Raw genomic sequence first — 20,511 nt, forward strand, 5'->3', positions numbered from 1 at the left:
CCGTGGCCACCACCTTCGTCACCCGCCGTTCCACCGCCGCAGCGGCGTTCCAACTCGCCGGCGCTCTCGCCCTCGCCGGCTGCGCCAACCCCACCGACGGCGGCACCACCGAGGTCGCGGCCACCTCCGGCGACAAGACGAGGATCAACATCAGCCCCGACCAGAACCGCGTCACCACCGGCAAGGTCGACTCCATAGCCGCCGAGGTCCCCGAGAAGATCCGCAGGAGAGGCACGCTGGAGATCGTCGACTCCTCCGGCTCCGCGGCACCCCTGACCTTCCACGCCACGGACAACAGGACCGTCATCGGCGTGGAGCCCGACATCGCCTACCTGGTCGCAGACGTCCTCGGCCTGAAGCCGCACCTCAACACGGTGTCCTGGGAGAACATCTTCGTCGGCCTGGACAGCGGCAAGTACGACGTCGGACTCAGCAACATCACCGTCACCGAGGAACGCAAGGAGAAGTACGACTTCGCCACCTACCGCGAGGACAACCTGGCCTTCGAGGCGAAGAAGGGCAGCGGCCTGAAGATCGACGGGCCCGAGGACGTGGCGGGCAGGACCGTGGCCGTCGGCAGCGGCACCAACCAGGAGAAGCTGCTGATCGAGTGGTCCAAGGAGAACGAGAAGGCCGGCCGCAAGCCGGTGGACATCAAGTACTACCAGAACGACAGCGACACCTACCTCGCCCTCCAGTCCGGCCGCATCGACCTCTACCTCGGCCCCAACCCGACCGCCGCCTACCACGCGGCCACCACCGGGAAGACCGAGGTCGTCGGCACCTACTCCGGCGCGGGCGCCGGTCTTCAGGGCCTGATCGCGGCCACCACCAAGAAGGACAACGGCCTGGCGAAGCCGCTCGCCGACGCCCTCGACCACGTCATCGAGAACGGGACGTACGCGAAGGTCCTCAAGCGCTGGGGCCTGTCCGGCGAGGCCGTACGGAAGTCGCAGATCAACCCGCCCGGCTTGCCGAAGACCGGCAGCCAGCCGGCCGCCCCCCAGTCCCCTTCCGCCGCCCCACGCTGAGGAGCACCGACCATGTCCGGCATCCCCCTCGGAGTCCTCGACCTCGTCCCGGTCCCGTCCGGCGCCACCGCCGCCGACGCCCTGCGCAACACCCTGGACCTCGCGCGGCAGACCGAAGAGTTCGGCTACAGCCGCTACTGGTTCGCCGAACACCACCTCAACCCGGGCGTCGCCGGGGCCTCTCCCGCTGTCGTACTGGCCCTGACCGCCTCCGCGACCTCCACGATCAGGATCGGCTCGGGCGCCGTACAACTCGGCCATCGCACCGCCCTGTCCACCGTCGAGGAGTTCGGCCTGATCGACGCCCTGCACCCCGGGCGCCTCGACCTGGGCCTCGGCCGCTCGGGCGGACGTCCCCCCGGGCAGACGGCGAAGCCCCGGCCGACCACGACCCCCGTCGTCGACGGCCGTACTCCGGGCGGCCTGCGGATCCCGCCCCGGTTCTCCTACGAGCACCTGCGGGGCTCACCACGCCTCCGGCTCCAGCAGCAGCTGTTGCAGCAGCCGGGCGCCCGGCACCAGGACTACGGCGAGCAGATCGACGACGTCCTCGCGCTGCTGCGCGGTGACTACCGCTCGGCGGACGGCCTCGAAGCGCACGCGGTCCCAGGTGAGGGCGCCGACGTGCAGGTGTGGATCCTCGGCAGCAGCGGTGGGGAGAGCGCCGACGTCGCCGGCCGCAACGGCCTGCGCTTCGCCGCCAACTACCATGTCAGCCCGGCCACCGTCCTGGAGGCGGCCGAGGGCTACCGGGCCGCGTTCCTGCCGTCCGAGCACCTCGACAAGCCCTACGTCAGTGTCTCCGCCGACGTCGTCGTCGCCGAGGACGACGCGACCGCCCGCGAACTGGCCACCGGATACGGCCCGTGGGTCCGCAGCATCCGCACCGCCGAGGGCGTGATCCCCTTCCCCACCCCCGAAGAGGCCCGCGCCCACCCCTGGAGCGAGCAGGACCGGGCGCTGGTCGCCGACCGCGTCGACACCCAGTTCGTCGGGTCACCCGGACGCGTCGCGGACCAGCTCGAACAACTGCAGGAGGCCACCGGCGCCGACGAGCTCATCATCACGACCATCACCCACGGCCACGCCGACCGGGTGCGCTCGTACCGGCTCCTCGCGGAGGAGTGGCAACGCAGGTGACGCACGCCCGCTGTGCGGGGTGGTGGCGCCGTGCGTGCTCCCGGCCACCGCCGGGCCGACCCGCAGGGGTGTCGTGCCGCGGACTGCGCGTCGCGCGCTCGAGCGGCGAGTTCGACGTCGGCCCCCCGCGCGAGACCGGCCAGCCACCCCGACGCCGGATGCGGTCACGACCTGACCGCATCCCGTGCGACCGTGAGCGCGCAAGCCGCCCGGACACCTGGACCGCGGGCCGGCACACGACGCGATGGCCGAGGTGCTCCGATGACCGTTCTCGACGCCCGGGCGCTCAACCGGGCCACCCTGGCCCGGCAGTTGCTCCTCGACCGCGCCGATTCGCCGGTCCTCGACGCGGTCGCGCACCTGTGCGGTCTCCAGGCGCAGGAACCGCAGGAGCCGTTCCCCGGGCTCTGGTCGCGGCTGCGGGCCTTCGACCCGGCGGAGCTGTCGAACCTGCTGACCGGGCGCCGTGTCGTGCGCACCCACCTCATGCGCCGCACCGTCCATCTCGTCACCGCCGACGACGTCGTGGCCTGGCGGTCCCGCCACGACGCCATGCTCCGCCAACGGGTCCTCGGCGTGTACCGGCGCGAACTCGCCGGGATCGATCCCGGCGAACTGGAGGCGGCGGGCCGCGAGATCATGGCCGACGGCGAACCCCGCTCCATGCCCGACCTCGCGCGAGCCGTCGCCGACCGCCGGCCCGGGACGCAGCCGCGGCCCCTGGGCGAGATGCTGGTCGCGGCCCTCCTGGCGACGGTCCAGGTGCCGCCGCGCGGCCTGTGGCGCACCACAGGGGGAGCGCGCTACGCGCTCGTCTCCTCCTGGCTCGGCCGCGACATCGACCCGCCCTCCCCGGACGCCTCCGACCCCGTGGGCCAGACGCTGGTACGGCGCTACCTGGCCGCGTTCGGCCCCGCCGCCTCAGCCGACCTGCGCGCCTGGTGCGGTCTCGCCGGACTGCCCGCCGCGGTCTCCGCCCTCCGCGAGGAACTCGTCGCCTTTCGCGACGAACGCGGCCGCGAACTGCTCGACCTCCCCGACGCGCCCCGCCCCGATCCCGGCACCCCGGCGCCGGTGAGGTTCCTGCCGGCGTTCGACAACGCGATTCTCGGTTATCACGACCGCAGCCGGATCATCGACGACGCGCACCGTCACCTGTCCGTCGCCGGCGCCCGAGTCGTCCTGGTCGACGGAAGGGTCGCCGCCACCTGGACCGTCGAGGCGGGCACGGTGCTCGTCACCCCGCTGCGCCCCTTCTCACGGAGCGACCGCACGGGCGTCGCCGAGGAAGGGCGTGCGATGGCCTCCTTCCTCTCCGGCGACGAGAGCGACCGGGTACGGATCGCGGCCGGCTGAACCGGGACTCGCGCCGCTCGGAATGCGCTTTTGTGGCTTTGATCGGCGGGCGTTCCCGGCGGACAGGCGCACACTGGAAGGGTGCTGCCGGTGCTCACGAGGGGGTGTCGGCCGATGAATGCGTCAGAACGTGTGACCGTGCGGTGGTGGCGGTGGCGGCGTAACGCGCTCAAACGGCGCGTCGACGTCGTCGAAGCCTGGATCCTGCTCGCCGGCTGGGTGCTCGCCCTGCTGGGCGGGCTGGTCGCGGGACTGCTCGCGGCGGGCACGGTCGAGCGGGCCGTCGAGCAGCAGCGGGCCCAGAGCCGCCAGGTTCAGGCGACGGTGGTCGAGGACGCGCCCGGCCCGTCGCCGGCCCGCGAGGCGAGCGACCACCGGGTGTGGGGCAAGGTGCGGTGGACCGCGCCCGACGGCTCGACCCACCGGGAGGAGGCCCGGGTACCGGCGAGGGCACCCGCCGGAAGCACCCTCTCCGTGTGGGTCAACCGGAGCGGTGACCTCACGACCCCGCCCGTGTCCGGCGGCGAGGCCTGGCTGCACACCGCCATGGGCGGCGCGCTCGCAGGGATCTTCACCGGCGCCACGGTGCTGGGAGCCACGTGGCTGACCCGCCTGGGTCTCGACCGCCGCCGCATGTCCCAGTGGGACGCGGAGTGGGAGCGGATCGACACACGGAGGGGCTGGAAGACGGGCTGACCCCGGCGGGCGGGCCCGCACGGTCCCGGAGAAACCGCGCCGTGCGCCTCGCCGGCGCACCTGCGGCCACCGACCCGGCTCCGGCGTGCCCGCGGCTCCCGGTACTTGGCTTCGGCTTGCCTGCGGCACCCGAGGACCTGGCGGTGGGGCCGTCCCCCGGTCCTGCGCGAGCTATCGCGACGGCTGCCGGAGGGAGGCCGCAGACGGGGCGGGTGTGGCCGTGGGCAGTCGCGCGGTCGCACCCTCGACCTGCCGCACCGTGCTCTCGGCGGGCCGGTGGCCCGTGCCCGCGCCGGTGGACAGCTGGGACCAGGCCCCGAGGGCCAGTGCGACGGCGGCAGCGGTGGCGGCCACCCGGCCCGCGCGCCGGACCTTGGCACGGCGGTCCAGGTCCCGCCACGCCACGCGGACCCAGAGGTCCTCCGGCTGCCACAGATCGCCGACGGTGTGCGGGGGCTGGAGCTGCCGCCCCGCCGCCCGCTCCGTGGCCGAGGGTTCCCTGGGAGCCGAGACGCGTATGGCGGACTCACTGTCGGTCAGGAACCTCAGCCACACGTCGTCCGGGACCGGACGAACGCCGGGGGGCTCATGGGGAGTTCTCCGCCTGTCCGGCTCTTCGGTGGTCACGTCCCGTCATCCCCTCTCCGGCCATCGCCCGATCACTGCGCAGCGCAAGATCAGTATGCCGCCCGGGCATCGGAGCAGCCCCCCTTTCGGTCGCGGACAGCGCGTCCGAGACCGACTTGGAACGTGCCTTGGGCGGGAGGGCCCGGCCGCACTCCCGCCGCACCGTTTAGGGGTCCTTGCACTATGAGCGCCCGGGTCGCGCGGCCTGGCACCGCACCTCGCCGCGCTGCCGAAAAGCCCTGGCAGCTCCGCTACGAGGGCTCTCCGGCGCCACGGCCGCGGTCCGCGGAGTCACCGCCGCTTCCACAGCGGCGGCATCGAGGCAGTGCGATGCACGGCACCAGACCACGCGACCTCATCGGACGCTCATAGTGCAAGGGCCCCTTAGACCGTGGCCGGCAGGACGTGGTCGCCGACCGTGTCGGTGCTCAGGCACAGCGAACAGACGACCGCGTCGTGCGTCCGGCAGGCGGCCACGTCCGGCCGCTCGAACTGCTGCCGGCACACATGGCACTCGTAGGCGACGGCGCTGGGGTTGCCGTCCTCGTCCAGCAGCGGCTCGGCGATGCCGTCGTCGGTACGGCGCAGGTAGTACCGGCCCTTGGTGACCACGGCCATCAGCGGAGTGAGGACGAAGGCGATGACGGCCGCGGCGACGGGGGAGTACGGCTGGAGCGTGTCGCCGAGGGCGTGGAAGTACATGGCGATGGACAGCCCCGAGGCGGCGACGAAGGCCACGACCCCGACGGGGTTGACGGCGTAGAGCATGCCGCGGCGGAACTCGGGGGCGTGCGGGGACAGCTTCAGCACGTACTTGTTGATGCCGATGTCGGTGGCCACGGTGACCACCCAGGCGATCGCGCAGTTCGAGTAGAAGCCCAGGATGCTGTTGAGGAAGCTGAACATGTCGGCCTCCATCAGCGCGAGTGCGAAGCCCAGGTTGACCAGGACGAAGACCATCCGGCCCGGGTAGCGCCGGGTGACCCGGGTGAAGGAGTTGGTCCACGCCAGGGAGCCGGAGTACGCGTTCGTCACGTTGATCTTGATCTGGCTGATGACGACCAGCACCACGGCCAGGGGGACGACGAGCCAGGACGGCATCATCGCGTCGAAGGCGCCCTTGAACTGCTGGATCGGCTCGGGTGCGGCGGAGGCGCCGACCTCGGCGATGATGTACACCGCGAGGAACACGCCGATGGCCTGCTTCAGCGCGCCCAGCACGACCCATCCCGGACCGGCCATCACCACGGCCGTCCACCAACTGCGCTTGTTCGCCTCGGTCTTGGGCGGCATGAAGCGCAGGTAGTCGATCTGCTCGCCGATCTGCGCGATCAGCGACAGGCACACGCCCGCACCGAGCAGCACGGACGCGGTGTTGATGCCACCGTCCCCGTCGGTGCCCGCGTAGGCGAGGAAGCGGTCCACGGTGCCGGGGTCGTTGGCGACGAGGTAGACCAGCGGGCCGACCATCAGGAGAAGCCAGATCGGCGTCGTCCACACCTGGAGCTTGCTCAGCGCCTTCATGCCGTAGATCACCAGGGGGATCACCATCAGCGTGGAGACCAGGTAGCCCAGCCAGAGCGGCAGTCCGAGGCCCAGCTTCAGGCCCTGGGCCATGATCGAGCCTTCCAGGGCGAAGAAGATGAAGGTGAAGCTGGCGAAGATGACGCTGGTGAGGACCGAGCCGAAGTAGCCGAAGCCCGAGCCGCGGGTGATCAGGTCCAGGTCGATGTTGTAACGGGCCCCGTAGTAGGCCAGCGGGAATCCGGTCACGAAGATGACGACGGCGGCGACGGCGATCGCGAGCAGCGCGTTGCCGGTGCCGTGGGCCAGTCCGATGCCGGCCCCGATGGAGAAGTCGGCCATGTAGGCGATGCCGCCCAGCGCTGTCGTCGCCACCACCATCGGGGTCCAGCGCCGGTAACTGCGCGGTGCGAAGCGGAGCGTGTAGTCCTCGAGAGTCTCCTTGACGGCCTGATCCGTGCCCGGCGCTGCCTGCTGTGCGGGTTCCGGCTCGGCGACCTCGGCCAGTCGTGGCTCGGTACTCATGCCACGCCTCCTTGCTGCGGGTTGGGTGCTGACAAGGCAGGCACGGTAGGCAGTGGTCGTTACCCCTAAATACTTCCTGGGTGAAGGGAATGTTTCGGAGCATCTCACCGGGCGCCGACGGTCCGGCCGCTCCTACGGCACTCCCAGCACGAACAGCACGTATCCCGCGTACGACCCGGAGGCCAGCGCGGCCGTGCCGAGGACCGCGGCCAGGGACGGCCACCGGAGCCGGCGCATCGCGAGAGCGAGGGGGACGAACAGCGGGAAGAGCGGGAGCAGATAGCGCGAGACGTTGCCGAAATACTGCTGCGTGGTCATCACCATGAGGTAGGACAGGACCGTGTAGACGACGAGCACGACAGGCGGTCGCAGGCGCGTCAGCAGCACGGTCAGCACCGGCACCATCAGCACCACGCAGACACCGATCAGGTCCTCGAAGGGCATCGCGAAGCGGTAGTCGAAGTGGCCGACCGGGATGGACGTCAGCACGTTGAACGTGTGGACCCCCCAGTCGAACTTGTGGGCCCAGGCGCCGTCCTGGAGCTTTGAGTAGCCGTTGATGTCGCCCATGCGGTAGTTGACCCAGCCGAGGTAGCCGAACAGGCCGAGGGGCGCGATCGCCACAGCGGCCAGGGGGCGGCGGACCCCGTCCTCGCGTCGGCGCAGGGACAGCACCGCTGCGACGGCGAGGGCGGCGACGAGCGCGACGGCGGTGGGCCGGCACAGCCCGGCCGCGCAGGTCAGCAGGCCGGCCGTGAGCCAACGTCGGGTCATGACCGCGTAGCAGGCCCATGCGGCGAGGGCCGTGTAGAGGGACTCCGAGTAGCCCGACCATTCCGTGCCCGATCCGGGCCAGACCGCCCACACCCCGGCCGCGACCAGACCGGCCCGGTGGCCGCCGAGGTGTTTCGTCACGGTGTAGATGCCGAGCGCGGCGGCGAACGAGGCGATGACGGAGACCGTCATGCCGGCGCCGTACAGGCCGAGTCCGGTGCACTCCGAGACCAGCCGCATCAGCGTCGGGTACAGCGGGAAGAACGCCGCCGAGTTGCCCTCCAGCGTGATCAGGCGGCCCGTCGCGCCCGGGACCGGCTTCAGGGCAGGGTCGTAGCCGTGCGCGGCGATCTGCTGGTACCACCAGCCGTCCCAGCTGGCCAGGACGTCCCAGGCGTGCTCGCCGCCGCCGAAGCGCGGGTTCTTCTTCCGGAAGTCGCCCGCGGAGTCCAGCAGGAACATGAAGACGGCGAAGCCGGCCAGCTTCAGCACGCCGTACATCAGCAGCACGGGCCCGTAGCGCTCGGCGACGGCACGCAGCCGCGTCCGGGACGTCCGCGCGCCGTGCGGGACTTCGGGCCTTTCGGTACCGACGGGCGGGCGGCGCAGCTGGACGGTGCTCATGTGGCGGAGGGTCCTGTCGTGCGGCGGGCCGGGAACACCCAGGCCCGCAAGAGGAGGAAACGCAGCAGCGTGGCGGCCAGGTTGGCGACGACCAGAGTCATGAGCTCGACCGGGTGGCCGGCCCCGGGCGCGGTGTGGTGGAGCAGGGCGAGCGAACCGCTCGTCAGGGCCAGTCCGATCAGGAAGGCGGCGAGGCCCTTGAGGTGCTGGCGCAGTGCGCCGCCACGGCCCCGCACACCGAAGGTGACCCGCCGGTTGGCCGCCGTGTTGGCGATCGCGCTGGCGAGCAGGGCCAGCGCGTTGGCGGCCTGCGCCCCTGTCCCCGGTCTGAGCACGGTGTACAGCAGCAGATAGCAGAGGGTGCTGGCGGCACCGACGGCGGCGAAGCGCGCCACCTGCCGGGCCAGACCCGCGGGCAGCTCCCCGGCCAGGTCGCCGCCGCTGCGGCGCAGCGCGGACAGCGGCAGCCCGCCGCAGGCCAGGGCTTTGCCGATCCTGGCCATGCCACGCAGATCGGCCAGCGCAGTGGAGAGGATGCGGACCCGGCTGTCGGGGTCGTCCACCCAGTCCACCGGCACCTCGTGGATCCGCAGGCCCGCCCGCTCGGCGATCACCAGTAACTCGGTGTCGAAGAACCACGCGCGGTCCTCCACCAGCGGCAGCAGCCGCTCGGCGACGTCCCGCCGCACCGCCTTGAATCCGCACTGCGCATCGGAGAAGCCCACCGCGAGCGTGCCGCGCAGCAAGCCGTTGTAGCAGCGGGAGATGATCTCCCGTTTCGGTCCGCGCACCACCCGGGAGCCGCGGGCCAGCCGGGTGCCGATGGCGATGTCGGAGTGGCCCGAGATCAGCGGCGCGACCAGCGGCAGCAGCGCGGCGAGGTCGGTGGACAGGTCCACGTCCAGATAGGCCAGCACCGGGGCACGGGAGCGCGACCACGCGGTGTGCAGTGCACGGCCCCGGCCTCGTTCCGCCAGCCGGATCCAGTCCGTGCCGGGCAGTTCCGCGGCCAGCCGGGCGGCGATCCGCGGGGTCGCGTCGGTGCTCGCGTTGTCGGCGATGGTGATGCGGAAGGCGTAGGGGAAGGTCTCGCGGAGGTGTGCGTGCAGGCGCCGGACGCAGGGTTCGAGGTCGTTCTCCTCGTTGTACACCGGGACGACCACGTCCAGGACGGGCTCCGGGTGGTGTGCCGGCAGGGGCGCCCGGCGGGGCAACGCGGACGGTTCGGTTGTCGGGCGGTCGATCGGGACCGACCGCAATACGGTTCGCATGGCTGTCTCACGGTCTCTTTCTGGCGTGGGGGCATGCCCGGGCGCCGGTTGCGGGCATGCCGAAGGCGCCCGTGACGGGTGGGGCGTCGAGAAATCCGGGGCGATGGTGCCCCTGGCGGGAGGGGCCGCTCAGGCGGCTACTCGGGGTAGACCGTTGCGGAGGGCTGTTCGGAGTGCGGAGCCGACGCCGGGGCGGTCGTCGGTGCGGAGGAGGGAGGGGGCGCGGGCGGTTCCGAGGTGGCTCGGCCTTCGGGGGGCGTGGTGGTCGGTGCGGGGCCGGCCGGCTCGCTCGTCGTCCCGGACGGGGTGATGCCGCCGGTGGTGGTCGTGGTGGTCGCGGGCAGGGTCGTCTCGGGCTGCTCGGTCGGGGTCGTGCTGGGCGTCGGCGCCGGGCTCGTCGGGGTGCTGTCCGGTGAGGCCGTCGGGCTCATCACGGGCCGCGGCCGATGGTCTGCGGGCTGGGCGCGGGTGAACATGCTGGGCAGCAGCGCCAGTCCGACGCTGAGCCCGGCCACCGCCACGGCGGAGCCGCCCGCCTTCCACAGCAACCGCGCCCGGCGGCGGGCCCGGATGCCCGCGTGCAGCCGCTGCCGGTGCGCGGGCTCGTAGGGGGTGTGCTGCCGGGTGTCGTGCATCAGCCGCGACAGGTCCCGCTCGAAGTCGTCCATCGGTACTCCTTTCACCCCACGGGCCTGACGGTGTCGGACAGAATCTGGCGGAGCCGTGCGACTCCGCGTGACGCATGGGACCGGGCGGTGCCCACCGGGCAGCCAAGGGCCTGGGCGACCTGGGCCTCGGGAAGGTCCTCGTAATAGCGCAGCACGACCGCGGCGCGCTGCTTCGGTGACAGCTGGGCCAGTGCCGCCTCCAGCCGCGAACGTTCCGCGACGGCGGACGACACGTCGCCCGGGTCGGCCCGGTCGGGCAGGTGCTCCACCGGTCGCTCACCCCACCAGCGCCGCCGCGCCGAGCGGGCCGCCAGCCGCACCAGCACCGTACGGACGTACGCCTCGGGAGCCTGCTCGGCCACCTTCGGCCAGGCGAACCACAGCTTGACCAAGGCCTCCTGCACCAGATCCTCGGCCCGCTGCCGGTCGCCCCCCGTGAGCAGACGCGCGACATGGAGCAGCGCCGACCAACGGGCGGCCGCGAACTCGTCGAAGCCGTCCGCCCGAAACTGCTCCATCCTCACCGTCCTGCGTCTCAGTGGCCCCCTACACCTCTCAAAAGACGCCGGCCCCCACTCCACGATGCACTCGAGGCCTGTGATCCACCTCACCTCGATGGGTGCAGGATCCGGGCACGGAAAAGGGGCCCGTGCACATGCACGGGCCCCTTTTCCGGTCAGGCGTGGCCGGGCGGTGGGGTCAGCTGGCGCCCGGGCCGCCGCTGCCGAAGCCGCCGCTGCTGCCTTCGTTCCAGCGCGGGCGTTCCTGTGAGGCGCTGGTCCGGTCGCTCTGATTGCCGTGGCCCTTGAGCTGGTGCGGGGTCAGGCGCTCCTCGCTCCTGGGGACCTCCTCGGGCTCCCGGCGCTCACTCGTCTCGCGGACCGGGCCTCCCTCGGGCAGCTTCGGCTGCTCGTCCGGCCGCGGTGTGGGCAGCTCCCTGCGCTTGACGCGAACGCCGAGGACGAAGGCCCCCAGCAGCAGGGCCACGACCACCACACCCGCCACGATCAGCCCGATGCCGACGGCGCCACGGCCCGCGGCCATCTCCATCCATGCGCTATTCATGGCACGCGGGTACCCGTGGTCCCCTGCGTGAACCTGCTGAGCACGGATGACGGCCGCACCGGACGGAGCCCTTGGGAACACCGGGTTTGACCGGCGTCGACCGGGGCTACCCGCGCTGTGTGACTTCGACGACATCCCAGCAGGAGCTGTTCCGGTTCCTGGAGGACCGTTTCGCCTGTGCGCAGGCGTGTACCGAATGCGCACGGGCGTGCGCGCTGCGCGCGAGCCTCGTGGATCCCGACGGCACCGAGAACCAGGAACTCGTACGACGCAAGGGCATCATGTGCGCGGAGGTCTGCGACGCGACCTGCCGTGTGCTGTCCGAGCAGAACCAGGTGGACGAGAGCGCCATCCGAGTCCAGGTGGAGTGGTGCCGGACCGTGTGCCTGGAGGCCGCCCACGTCTTCGACCGGCAACCGGGAGCGGAGGAGTCGGCGGCGGCCTGCCGCGCCTGCGCGCGGGCGTGCACGGACTTCCTCGCCACCTTGAACTGACAACGCCATTCCCAATTTCTGAAACACGTTCTACGGTGTGCGCCGACAGGACCGGCCTTGGGAGCCTGGAGGCGCCGTGGACCTCGAATACACGCCCGAGCAGCAGCGGCTGCGCACCGAACTGCGGTCCTACTTCGCCGAACTGGTCCCGGACCAGGCGTACGCGCGGCACGGTGACCCGGCCGCCCAGAAGCGGTTCTACCGCGAGACCATCCGGCGGCTCGGTACGGACGGCTGGCTCGGCGTGGGCTGGCCGGAGGAATACGGCGGGCGCGGCCTGACGGCCATGGAGCAGTTCATCTTCTTCGACGAGGCCGCCCAGGCCGGGGTCCCGCTGCCGCTCATGGCACTGAACACCGTCGGCCCGACGATCATGCAGTACGGCACCGCCGAACAGAAGGCGTACTTCCTGCCGAAGATCCTCTCCGGCGAGATCGACTTCGCCATCGGCTACAGCGAGCCCGGCGCCGGCACCGACCTCGCGTCCCTGCGCACCAGGGCCGTACGGGAAGGCGACGAGTACGTCGTCGACGGCCAGAAGATCTGGACGACCAACGGCGACACGGCCGACTGGGTGTGGCTGGCCGTGCGCACCGACCCGGACGCACCGCCGCACAAGGGCATCACCATGCTCCTGGTACCGACCTCCGACCCCGGCTACTCCTGCACCCTGATCAACACCCTCGCCTCGCACGACACCACCGCCAGCTACTACGAGAACGTCCGCGTCCCCGTCTCGCGCCGGGTCGGCGCCGAGAACCAGGGCTGGCGGCTGATCACCAACCAGCTCAACCACGAACGCGTGACCCTGGCCGCCCACGGCACCATGGCGATCCGCGCCCTGCGCGACGTGCGGCGCTGGGCGACGGAGACCAAGCTCGCCGACGGCCGCCGCGTCGCCGACCTGCCCTGGGTACGCCGCCTCCTGGCCCGCACCCACGTCCGGCTGGAGGCCCTCAGGCTGCTCAACCGGCAGATGGTCGGCGCCGTCCAGGACGGCACCCTCACCCCGCAGGACGCCTCCGCGGTCAAGGTCTACGGCTCGGAGGCGCGGCGCGACGCCTACGCCTGGCTCATGGAGATCGTCGCGGCCCCCGGTGCCCTGAAGGAGGGCTCGGCCGGCGCGGTCCTGCACGGCGAACTCGAACGCGGGTACCGCTCGGCGGTCATCTTCACCTTCGGCGGCGGCAACAACGAGATCCAGCGCGAGATCATCTCGTGGATCGGGCTGGGGATGCCGAGGGTGCGACGCTGACAGGAGCACGGCATCGTCACCCGCACGACGTATGCGGAGATCCCGCCGCGCGTCGAATACGCGCTGACCCCTTTGGGCGAGGGGCTGCGCGAGGTCCTGGAGGCCATGGGGACGTGGGCCACGGGGGTGCCGGATCCCGAGTCCGGCATCACCGCCTGACTATGCCTGGTCCGGCGCCCCGGACACGGTCACAGTCATGCCGAGGATGCGAGCCTCTCCCGCAGGGCGTCGTTGTCGTCGTGGTGGACGACCTCCTCGAAGCGCAGCCGCAGCCCGTGCTTGTCCAGCAACTCCGCCACGATCGTGTCGAGTTGTTCGCGGTGCTCCTTCGTCCGCGCCTGGAGGTACGCCTCGCGGACGTCTTCGGGCTCGTCGGCGAGCACCTGGTCCATGCGCTCGCGGATGTACCGCTCGAGGTTGATGTGCTCCATGAACACCTCCCCGATTCCTGCCTCGACGAGCTGCCCGAAAAGGTCGTCCAGAAGCTCGGGCCGGGTGGAGAAGTGGGGCAGGAGCGGGCCGACGAAGGCGTAGGTGGGGATGCCGGCCTCTTTCAGCTCGGCCAGGGTGCGCAGGCGGCGGGAGGCGAGCGGGGCGCGGACCTCCAGCCGGCGGCTGACGTTGTCGTCGGTGGTGGTCACGGTCATGCCGACCTCGGCGCGCGGCAGACTGGTGAGCAGGTCGATGTCGCGGTTCACGACGGGTGACTTGGTCAGGATGCGCACCAGGCCCGGGTACTCGACCGTTCGCAGTTCGCGCAGGATGCCGCGGGTGAGCCGGTACTTCGTCTCGTGCCCCTGGTAGGGCTCGGTGACCGAGCTGAGCAGCATCGTGCCCCGCCGTTTGTCCTGCGGCATCTTCGCCAGCTCCTTGCGGGCGAGTTCGACCGCGTTCTTCTTCACGTACAGGTAGTCGCCCCACTCCTTGACGGACCGGCCGAACTGGCGCCCGGCGAAGCTGGCGAAGCAGTAGGCGCAGCCCAGCACACAGCCGGTGTAGTTCAACACCACGATCACCGGCACAGCCGCCGGCCCGGACTTCGGAGGCAGCGTCATTCTCACCCCCGGCGACACAGCACTCGGATTCATCGTCTTCGAGGTGCCGACCGCTTCAAAGATCAACAGGATTCAGTTCACGCTGGCTGGCGGCTTCGCCCGCAACATCGGCCAGTGGACTGTGACCTGATCCGCGTGGCGGGCTCTCCCCTGCCGAATGGGCTCATCCTGGCAGCCGCCTGGCCCCGACCAGTCCATAGGTGAGACCAGGACAGCGATGAGCCACACGGCCAACGCGCTTCACGACCCGTGGACACACGGGGAGCGTCAGGAGCGCGTGTTGATGTACCGCACGCCCGGGCCCCACTTCTCCATGGCCGGCGCCATGCACCACTGGCACAGCGGGTTCTCTGGGGCAAGGGTGTGGCGCGAGATGGAGTCAGACGACTCTGCGCAGCTCAGCGCCGGTGTCGCTGACGATATCCGGCACAACAGGTGTGCGCCGTCGCTGAATCGAGCGAGACCTCCTTGCCGTGGGGAGACGTCTTCTCCTTCAGCAGAGGCAGGCCGAGAAACACGGCTGCCGAGTGCCGTAGATCGAAAGATCTGGATGAGGGCCGATGGGACAGCGCACCGCGGCTGCTGCAATCAGTGTCGCCCGGGTGATCAGGTGGTGGTCATCTCTGGCAACGGTCTATCCAGGCAGCAGTGGACGAAGTCCTGCACGACGGGGTTGCTGTCGCCGGCGACGGCCCAGGCGACGCCCACCTGACTGGGGCTGACGCCGCTGACGGGGCGGTAGGTGATGCCGGGCCGGGCGTAGAAGCGAGCGGCAGATGCCGGGGCGAGGGCGATGCCGTAGCCGTTGGCTATGGCGCTGAGCCAGTCGTCCGGTTGGTCTGTGACGGCGCCGATGCGGACCGGGTGGCCACCGCGTTCATCGGTGGCAAGCCATTGGTCTCGCCACCAGCCTGTTTCAGGCGGAGCGGCCACGAACGGCTCATCCCACAGGTCGCGGAACGGGATCACGTCCCGCGCTGCGAGAGCGTGTCCCTCGGGGAGGGCGACCCAGCGGGGCTCGGTGAAGAGTACCGCCGTCCGCAGAGTGTCTTGGCCAGGGAAGGGCAGCCGCAGCAGGGCGACGTCGACGTCTCCGTCGGCGAGCCCGGCGCTCGGATTCGACCAGGTGGCCTGCCGCATATCCACCCGCCAGCCTGGCCGACGTCGGGAGAACTCCGCGATGATGCGCGGGGTCGCCTCGTTGGCGGCACTGGCAATGAAGCCGACCCGCAGCAAGAGGGCTGCCCGGCTGGCGGCGCTCTTGGTCTCCCGCAGCACCTGGTCCCAGTCGGCCAGCAGCGCGGGCACCCGCTCTGCCAGGGTCCAGCCCGGTTCTGTGAGGGTCATGCCGGTGCGGGACCGCGTGAACAGTCGCACTCCGAGCTGGGTCTCCAGTTGCTTGATCTGTTTGGTGAGCGCCGGCTGGGACACGAACAGTCGTTCTGCGGCTCGGCTGAGGGTTCCCTCCTCCGCTACAGCGATGAAGTAGCGCAGCAGCCGAGTGTCCACATCCATGCTTCCAGGTTATAGAGATGGGTATTGGACGCCGCTCAAGGGCTCGGGAAGGCTTGTCGAGGTGAGCGCGCAGAGCTCGCCAACCTCACGGGCGCTCGACTGAAAGGCGAGGCACATGCTCACCGGGTACGCGATCATCACGGCCATCGCGATCCTGGCCAACGCCGGAATCGCCATCGCAGACTTCTTACGAGCCAAGTTCGTCCTCGCCAACTCAGTGGAAGTGGGTCTCCCCGAGAACTGGCTCCCGTGGCTCGCTGCGCTCAAAGCCGCTGGAGCCGCCGGTCTCCTACTCGGACTCATGGGTGTCCCGGTCATCGGCGTTGCCGCCGCGACAGGGCTCGTCCTGTTCTTCATCGGTGCCACGGCCGCACACATCCGTGCTCGCGTGTACTACAACATCGCATTTCCCGGCGGCTACCTGGCTCTGGCGGCGGCGTCTCTCCTCCTCGCCGTCGCGCGATGAACGTCAGAGTGCCGCGCGAAAGGCAGGCGTGTGGCGTTCGCGGGAACGTCACCGTGACGGCTGGGCGAACGCCTCGGCCAGATTTCCCGCACCCAGACCTTTCGGAGGCTGCGATGCAGATCACTGCGTTGCCATACCTCGATGAGCACACCACGGCCATTGCGGCGGGGGCTGACGACGTCTGGCGCAGCCTGGTCGAAACACTGGACCGATCCTTCTCGCGTCCCGCTGTGGCCGGCTACGCCGGATTGGTCGGGGCTGCCGACCGCACAGCGTCCGGGCCACGGCCCCTTGCCGAAGGCTCGACGCTACCCGGATTTCGGGTGGTCGCCGCGATCCCGGGACGGGAGCTAGTCCTCCAGGGACGCCATCGTTTTTCGTCCTACGCCCTGATCTTCCGCCTCGAACACGTCGGTCCGGGGAGAGCACGGCTACGCGCCGAGAGCCGAGCTGCTTTCCCGGGGCTGATCGGCGGCCTCTACCGGCGGCTCGTCATCGGGACGGGCGGGCACGTGATTGGCATGCGGCGCCTTCTGGCAACCATCCGCCGCCGATCCGAGTGACGGCACCTGGGTTACGCAGCCAGCCCCAGTAGGGCACCGGGAATGCACAGTCCGGCGGCGATTCCCTCGACCGTCGTGAGGGCGGTGACGGATGTAGTGCCCCGGACGATCTGGCTGACGCGCTCGGCTTTGAGCGCGCACGCCTCCGCGATGCGCAGCAGGTGGGAGAGGCGTTCGGGTTGGGCCTGTCGTCACGCCCTGTGCAGGGTGATCGCCTTTCGACGATGCGGTGCGGTGTCACCGCCGCATGCCGCGACGCGACAGCGACAACGTCGTCTGCTTCGTCAACGCCGCGCTCGCTGTTCCCTCGTGAGGGTGGCTGACCTTTCGGTCGTGTGTCGACGAGTGGTTCGCATTGTGCAGGAGGCGCTCCAATGCTGCGGGTGGGCAAACGCTCCGTTTCCAGACAATGGTGTGATTCGGCGTCCTGCTTTTCGTTCTGTTTGTCCGCTGTCGACGTCATCATCAGGTCGGCGGTCGGGTGAACGGTGAGGGGATGCAGATGAGCACTGGTAGCACGGGAGCTGTAGACGGCGAAGAGTTCACTGCCCTGATCAGCACGGTCGCGGGAACCGGTACTGCGGGGGCGCCCAAAGGGGACAAGGAGCTTGCCGTTTCGGCTCTGGTGAACGGTCCGTACGGGATGACGGTGGGTCGCGACGGGACCCTCTACGTCGCCGAATTCGGCGGTCACAGGGTCCGGAAGGTCACGACTGACGGGAAGATCAGCACGGTCGCGGGGACGGGGAGCCCGGGGCGCGGGGCAGAGGGTGTCTCCGCCCTCTCAGCCCCGCTGATCTATCCGCGTGGGATTGCCGTGGACGGCGCGGGTGATCTCTACATCGCCGATTCCGGCAACAACCGGATCCGGAAGATCACAATGGCCGATGGGAAGATCCATACGTTCGCCGGCACCGGCACCGCGTCCTACGGCGGTGAGGGCGTCTCCGCCACCACCGCCCATCTGAACGCTCCGTTCGATGTGGCGGTGGATGACGCGGGCAACGTATACATCGCCGACTACGGCAACCACCGGATCAGGAAGGTCACGGCCGACGGGAAGATCGCCACGGTCGCCGGGACGGTCGCGGGCCTGTCCCCTGACGGCACCCTCGCCACCGCGGCTCAGTTGAAGTACCCCAGCGCGGTGGCGGTGGACAGTGCAGGCAACCTCTACATCGCCGAGTCGGGCAACCAGCGGGTCCGGAAGGTCACGAAGGCCGATGGCAAGATCAGAACGGTCGCCGGCACAGGTGCCGCGACCTTCGGCGGTGACGGCGTCCAGGCTGCCTCGGCACCGCTGTCCTCGCCCATGGCAGTGGTGGTGGACAGCACCGACACTCTCTACATCGCCGACACCAACAACCACCGGGTCCGAAAGGTCGCGGCCGACGGAACGATCAGCACGGTCGCCGGCACGGGCGCCGCGACCTTCGATGGTGACGGCGAGCCGGCCGCTTCGGCCAAGCTGAGCTCCCCGCACGGGCTCGCTGTGGACTGCGTCGACACCCTCTACATCGCCGACTACACCAACAACCGGGTCCGAAAGGTCACATCGGCGAAGCTGGCCGGGTTGCCCGATTCGGGCACGGTGGTCTCCTGGGCCCACGTCCGCAGCAGGTTGCGGATGGCGGTCGTGCGTGAGTCCACCAACGACGGGGCCGAAGTCCACCAGATCCTCACCGCCCCGAGGGATCACCAGCGGTGGCGGCTCATCGCGGCGGGCCAGGACGACGGCGAGGTCCTGTACCGGATCGAAAACGTGCGCAGCGGCAAGGTCCTGGAGGTCGTCGGAGCGCAGGAGACCAAAGGGGCGGTGGTGGCGCAGCGCGCCTACGAGGGCGCTGACGCGCACCACCAGCACTGGCGACTGATCCCTGTGGGCCCGGTGACCGGCACTCCGCGGGTGTACGAGATCGCGAACCGCAACAGTGGTCTGCTCCTGGGAGTCGACACCAACGCCCGTACGGTGATCAAGCAGTACGAGGCGGCGGGCGCTCCCCAGGACCGTCAGTGGCAGTTGCTTCCGGTATGACGCACGAGGAGGCAGGGGCGGTCATGCCCCTGCCTCCTCGTGGCTTGAGCGCTACTGGGAACCGGACGGTTCCTCGGTGGTCGTCTCGGTCGTCTCGGTCGTCTTGGTCTTCCCCAGTTTCTGCGGAGGCTCGGCGGCCGCCTGGGGCGCCTTGGGGGGCTCTGCGGCATTGGGTGGCTCCGGAGCCTTGGGGGCCTTGGCGTATGCCTCCTTGTTCAGCTTGTCCTGGAGGTCCTGGTTCTTTTGCAGGCCGTCTTCCCTCTTCACCGTCTCACTCGCCTTTGACATGCCGGCGGACGCTGTGCCGGAGACCGAGTCGGCGTGGGCGTGCTGGGCCTGTGTACGGGCCGAGTCCTGGGTGGTCTGGATGAAGGAGCCGAGGATGCCCAGGATGACCCGCGCTTCGGGTGACTGCTCCTGTACGACTTTCGCCCGGGAGGATGCCCCGTGGATCGAATGGACGAACAGGCTCGTGTTCCTGTCGTCGTATGTGTCCTCCTGGGCGTCCTCGAAGTCGACGTCCGCACCCGGTTGCGACTCGGCTGCGCCGGCTGTCACCGAGAAGAGCCCCGCGCCGCTCTGCGCGAAACCGAAAATATTGTCGAATACCATGGTCATCACCCCTGGTCGTCGTCGTGGCGGTGCTGTCGCCCGGTCAAGGCCCCTTGTGCAGGGCTCGTGGGCTGAAGGTCAGAGGCTCGGCTTCGAACATCGTGTGGTGGACGTCCAGGGAGGACACGACCTCCATCCGCCCCTTCATGCGGTATCCGCCGCCGGCCAGGTTGATGCCGGCGATGTCGCGGGCGACCACCTGGGCGAGGCCGGGGAAGGCCCCGGGCTGCGGGGGAGACAGGACCGGAACCGGAACGGCGTATCTCACCGCGAGGAACCCGGCGAAGGTCACCGGGATCTCGTACTCGAAGTGCTTGTGGGCACGCCGCTGTGTGGCGATGGTCTCCACACGGGAGTCCTTCGGGACCTTGCCGGAGATTTGCGATTTCGAGGTCCAGCTGGTCGTCAGGGAGCCGCCGACGGTGGCCGCGAGGCCCAGTGCCAGCTGTGCGTTGAGCGAAGCGCTGCCGGTGGCGCTGCCCTGGGTCGTGAACGCCACCGAGTTCGTCACGGAGTTGGACGCGGAATTCCCCGTCGAGTTCGTCGCGGCCGTTTCGGTGGCGTTGGCGTTGTCGACCCCGACGCTGTCCTTGCTGTTCTTGTTGGTCACGGTGTTGGCGTTCTTGTTCGCCATGTCGTTCCGCAGCTGCGTCCCGAACTGGGCTTGGAGGTCCATCTTGAGCTGGTTCTGCAGCTGCAATTGCAGCTGTGCGCCGATGCTGCCGCCGAAGGTGAGCTTGGCGTCCCCGTGGAGCGACCAGGTCACGCCGTTCGACACGGTGAATTCGACCGAGTCGGTGAAGGTCATCTCGTGCGTGTCGCTGCGGTTGACGTAGGCGCGTGAGGAGAACGTGTCCGGCGGGGGCGGAGTGATGTCGCCCCGCTCCTCGATCAGCGGTTCTCCGAGATTCATGTAGGCGAGCCAGCCCAGATCGAACGCGGAGCCGGCGAACGTGCCGGAGCTCGACTTGTTGATGGAGATGCCGACGGGCTTGTGCTGCACGCCGCTGTTGTCGGTGTAGACCAGGTTGGGGTGGTTCAGGAGGGATGGCAGGTCGATGCCGAGTTCCCGCAGGTTCTTCTTCGTCAGCGGATGGCGCTTGAACCGTTCCAGGTTGTAAGCAGTGGAAGGCATTCCCCGTCCTCGGCTGATTCTCTCCGAAACGCGCTCGATGGAACCGAACAGGCATCTGCGCGCTTTCCGAAATTCGAAGC

At 69.9% G+C, this 20,511-nt stretch carries 20 protein-coding genes and 1 pseudogene; 10 read left to right on the forward strand and 11 right to left on the reverse strand.

The annotated features are described in order from the left end of the window. Window positions 1–2 precede the first annotated feature (2 nt). The 4 genes from FDO69_RS25990 to FDO69_RS26005 all read left to right on the forward strand — a co-directional run bounded on the left by FDO69_RS25990 (window position 3) and on the right by FDO69_RS26005 (window position 4,223). Window positions 3–1,031 carry an ABC transporter substrate-binding protein gene (locus FDO69_RS25990; RefSeq protein ID WP_104782266.1) on the forward strand — a complete coding sequence of 343 codons (1,029 nt, stop codon included), beginning with the start codon at window positions 3–5 and terminating at the stop codon, window positions 1,029–1,031. A gap of 12 nt (window positions 1,032–1,043) precedes the next feature. Then, window positions 1,044–2,171 carry an LLM class flavin-dependent oxidoreductase gene (locus FDO69_RS25995; RefSeq protein WP_104782267.1) on the forward strand — a complete coding sequence of 376 codons (1,128 nt, stop codon included), beginning with the start codon at window positions 1,044–1,046 and terminating at the stop codon, window positions 2,169–2,171. Window positions 2,172–2,432: 261 nt separating this feature from the next. Further along, window positions 2,433–3,527, forward strand: coding sequence for a winged helix DNA-binding domain-containing protein (locus tag FDO69_RS26000; protein ID WP_104782268.1), 1,095 nt, complete (start codon window positions 2,433–2,435; stop codon window positions 3,525–3,527). Window positions 3,528–3,641: 114 nt separating this feature from the next. After that, on the forward strand, window positions 3,642–4,223 hold the full coding sequence (locus FDO69_RS26005; protein ID WP_167526680.1) for an Rv1733c family protein: 582 nt from the start codon (window positions 3,642–3,644) through the stop codon (window positions 4,221–4,223). 171 nt (window positions 4,224–4,394) lie between these two features. Here the strand turns inward: FDO69_RS26005 and FDO69_RS26010 are convergent, their stop codons facing one another. The 7 genes from FDO69_RS26010 to FDO69_RS26040 all read right to left on the reverse strand — a co-directional run bounded on the left by FDO69_RS26010 (window position 4,395) and on the right by FDO69_RS26040 (window position 11,301). Next, window positions 4,395–4,850, reverse strand: a complete 456-nt coding sequence (locus tag FDO69_RS26010; RefSeq protein ID WP_104782270.1) for a hypothetical protein — start codon at window positions 4,848–4,850, stop codon at window positions 4,395–4,397. Window positions 4,851–5,234: 384 nt separating this feature from the next. Then, complete coding sequence (locus FDO69_RS26015; protein WP_104782271.1) at window positions 5,235–6,899, reverse strand: purine-cytosine permease family protein; 1,665 nt, start codon at window positions 6,897–6,899, stop codon at window positions 5,235–5,237. A gap of 132 nt (window positions 6,900–7,031) precedes the next feature. Then, entirely contained in the window at window positions 7,032–8,297 is a 1,266-nt protein-coding gene (locus FDO69_RS26020; RefSeq protein WP_104782272.1) for a glycosyltransferase family 39 protein, read from the reverse strand. After that, window positions 8,294–9,568 (reverse strand): bifunctional glycosyltransferase family 2/GtrA family protein, encoded by a 1,275-nt coding sequence (locus FDO69_RS26025; protein ID WP_104782273.1) that lies wholly within the window; start codon window positions 9,566–9,568, stop codon window positions 8,294–8,296. The genes FDO69_RS26020 and FDO69_RS26025 overlap by 4 nt, the downstream gene beginning before the upstream one ends. A 137-nt stretch (window positions 9,569–9,705) precedes the next feature. Beyond that, a complete protein-coding gene (locus FDO69_RS26030) occupies window positions 9,706–10,236 on the reverse strand; it encodes a cellulase (protein ID WP_104782274.1) in 531 nt (176 codons plus the stop codon). An 11-nt stretch (window positions 10,237–10,247) separates the two neighbouring features. After that, the gene (locus FDO69_RS26035; RefSeq protein ID WP_104782275.1) at window positions 10,248–10,754 is read right to left on the reverse strand and encodes a SigE family RNA polymerase sigma factor; all 507 of its coding nucleotides are present in this window, start codon (window positions 10,752–10,754) and stop codon (window positions 10,248–10,250) included. Window positions 10,755–10,935: 181 nt separating this feature from the next. Next, window positions 10,936–11,301: a DUF6479 family protein gene (locus tag FDO69_RS26040; RefSeq protein WP_104782276.1), complete on the reverse strand. Its 366-nt coding sequence runs from the start codon at window positions 11,299–11,301 to the stop codon at window positions 10,936–10,938. Between the two features lie 119 nt (window positions 11,302–11,420). Here FDO69_RS26040 and FDO69_RS26045 point away from each other — a divergent pair, with 119 nt between their 5' ends. The 3 genes and pseudogenes from FDO69_RS26045 to FDO69_RS26055 form a co-directional block, all read left to right on the forward strand. Continuing rightward, a complete protein-coding gene (locus FDO69_RS26045) occupies window positions 11,421–11,795 on the forward strand; it encodes a four-helix bundle copper-binding protein (protein ID WP_104782334.1) in 375 nt (124 codons plus the stop codon). A gap of 76 nt (window positions 11,796–11,871) precedes the next feature. Further along, window positions 11,872–13,050, forward strand: coding sequence for an acyl-CoA dehydrogenase family protein (locus FDO69_RS26050; protein ID WP_104782277.1), 1,179 nt, complete (start codon window positions 11,872–11,874; stop codon window positions 13,048–13,050). Further along, a pseudogene (locus FDO69_RS26055) lies at window positions 13,051–13,209 on the forward strand (winged helix-turn-helix transcriptional regulator); the annotation flags it as partial. Window positions 13,210–13,244: 35 nt separating this feature from the next. On the opposite strand, the gene FDO69_RS26060 reads toward FDO69_RS26055, so the two are convergent. Beyond that, entirely contained in the window at window positions 13,245–14,105 is an 861-nt protein-coding gene (locus FDO69_RS26060) for an SPL family radical SAM protein (protein ID WP_234388098.1), read from the reverse strand. Window positions 14,106–14,711: 606 nt separating this feature from the next. Further along, entirely contained in the window at window positions 14,712–15,620 is a 909-nt protein-coding gene (locus tag FDO69_RS26065) for a LysR family transcriptional regulator (RefSeq protein WP_104782279.1), read from the reverse strand. 115 nt (window positions 15,621–15,735) lie between these two features. Here FDO69_RS26065 and FDO69_RS26070 point away from each other — a divergent pair, with 115 nt between their 5' ends. The 3 genes from FDO69_RS26070 (at window position 15,736) to FDO69_RS26080 (ending at window position 18,684) form a co-directional block, all read left to right on the forward strand. After that, window positions 15,736–16,086, forward strand: coding sequence for a DoxX family protein (locus tag FDO69_RS26070; RefSeq protein WP_104782280.1), 351 nt, complete (start codon window positions 15,736–15,738; stop codon window positions 16,084–16,086). 113 nt (window positions 16,087–16,199) lie between these two features. Next, window positions 16,200–16,649 carry a hypothetical protein gene (locus FDO69_RS26075; RefSeq protein WP_104782281.1) on the forward strand — a complete coding sequence of 150 codons (450 nt, stop codon included), beginning with the start codon at window positions 16,200–16,202 and terminating at the stop codon, window positions 16,647–16,649. A gap of 643 nt (window positions 16,650–17,292) precedes the next feature. Next, the gene (locus tag FDO69_RS26080) at window positions 17,293–18,684 is read left to right on the forward strand and encodes an NHL domain-containing protein (protein WP_324827373.1); all 1,392 of its coding nucleotides are present in this window, start codon (window positions 17,293–17,295) and stop codon (window positions 18,682–18,684) included. Between the two features lie 51 nt (window positions 18,685–18,735). On the opposite strand, the gene FDO69_RS26085 is transcribed toward FDO69_RS26080, so the two are convergent. Together FDO69_RS26085 and FDO69_RS26090 are read right to left on the reverse strand one after the other, a co-directional pair. After that, the gene (locus FDO69_RS26085) at window positions 18,736–19,296 is read right to left on the reverse strand and encodes a hypothetical protein (RefSeq protein ID WP_104782336.1); all 561 of its coding nucleotides are present in this window, start codon (window positions 19,294–19,296) and stop codon (window positions 18,736–18,738) included. A gap of 43 nt (window positions 19,297–19,339) precedes the next feature. Beyond that, on the reverse strand, window positions 19,340–20,431 hold the full coding sequence (locus tag FDO69_RS26090; protein WP_104782282.1) for a hypothetical protein: 1,092 nt from the start codon (window positions 20,429–20,431) through the stop codon (window positions 19,340–19,342). Between the last annotated feature and the right edge of the window lie 80 nt (window positions 20,432–20,511).

It is taken from the genome of Streptomyces tibetensis, from assembly GCF_007655005.1.
Lineage (GTDB): Bacteria > Actinomycetota > Actinomycetes > Streptomycetales > Streptomycetaceae > Streptomyces > Streptomyces tibetensis.

Bases quoted from the DNA above. Each gene is read 5' to 3' on its own strand.
- FDO69_RS26040 (WP_104782276.1), bottom strand. From the start codon at position 11,301: ATGAATAGCGCATGGATGGAGATGGCCGCGGGCCGTGGCGCCGTCGGC.
- FDO69_RS26035 (WP_104782275.1), bottom strand. From the start codon at position 10,754: ATGGAGCAGTTTCGGGCGGACGGCTTCGACGAGTTCGCGGCCGCCCGT.
- FDO69_RS26015 (WP_104782271.1), bottom strand. From the start codon at position 6,899: ATGAGTACCGAGCCACGACTGGCCGAGGTCGCCGAGCCGGAACCCGCA.
- FDO69_RS26060 (WP_234388098.1), bottom strand. From the start codon at position 14,105: ATGACGCTGCCTCCGAAGTCCGGGCCGGCGGCTGTGCCGGTGATCGTG.
- FDO69_RS26075 (WP_104782281.1), top strand. From the start codon at position 16,200: ATGCAGATCACTGCGTTGCCATACCTCGATGAGCACACCACGGCCATT.
- FDO69_RS26005 (WP_167526680.1), top strand. From the start codon at position 3,642: ATGAATGCGTCAGAACGTGTGACCGTGCGGTGGTGGCGGTGGCGGCGT.
- FDO69_RS26030 (WP_104782274.1), bottom strand. From the start codon at position 10,236: ATGGACGACTTCGAGCGGGACCTGTCGCGGCTGATGCACGACACCCGG.
- FDO69_RS26025 (WP_104782273.1), bottom strand. From the start codon at position 9,568: ATGCGAACCGTATTGCGGTCGGTCCCGATCGACCGCCCGACAACCGAA.
- FDO69_RS26020 (WP_104782272.1), bottom strand. From the start codon at position 8,297: ATGAGCACCGTCCAGCTGCGCCGCCCGCCCGTCGGTACCGAAAGGCCC.
- FDO69_RS26085 (WP_104782336.1), bottom strand. From the start codon at position 19,296: ATGGTATTCGACAATATTTTCGGTTTCGCGCAGAGCGGCGCGGGGCTC.
- FDO69_RS26090 (WP_104782282.1), bottom strand. From the start codon at position 20,431: ATGCCTTCCACTGCTTACAACCTGGAACGGTTCAAGCGCCATCCGCTG.
- FDO69_RS26000 (WP_104782268.1), top strand. From the start codon at position 2,433: ATGACCGTTCTCGACGCCCGGGCGCTCAACCGGGCCACCCTGGCCCGG.
- FDO69_RS25995 (WP_104782267.1), top strand. From the start codon at position 1,044: ATGTCCGGCATCCCCCTCGGAGTCCTCGACCTCGTCCCGGTCCCGTCC.
- FDO69_RS26065 (WP_104782279.1), bottom strand. From the start codon at position 15,620: ATGGATGTGGACACTCGGCTGCTGCGCTACTTCATCGCTGTAGCGGAG.
- FDO69_RS26080 (WP_324827373.1), top strand. From the start codon at position 17,293: ATGACGGTGGGTCGCGACGGGACCCTCTACGTCGCCGAATTCGGCGGT.
- FDO69_RS26070 (WP_104782280.1), top strand. From the start codon at position 15,736: ATGCTCACCGGGTACGCGATCATCACGGCCATCGCGATCCTGGCCAAC.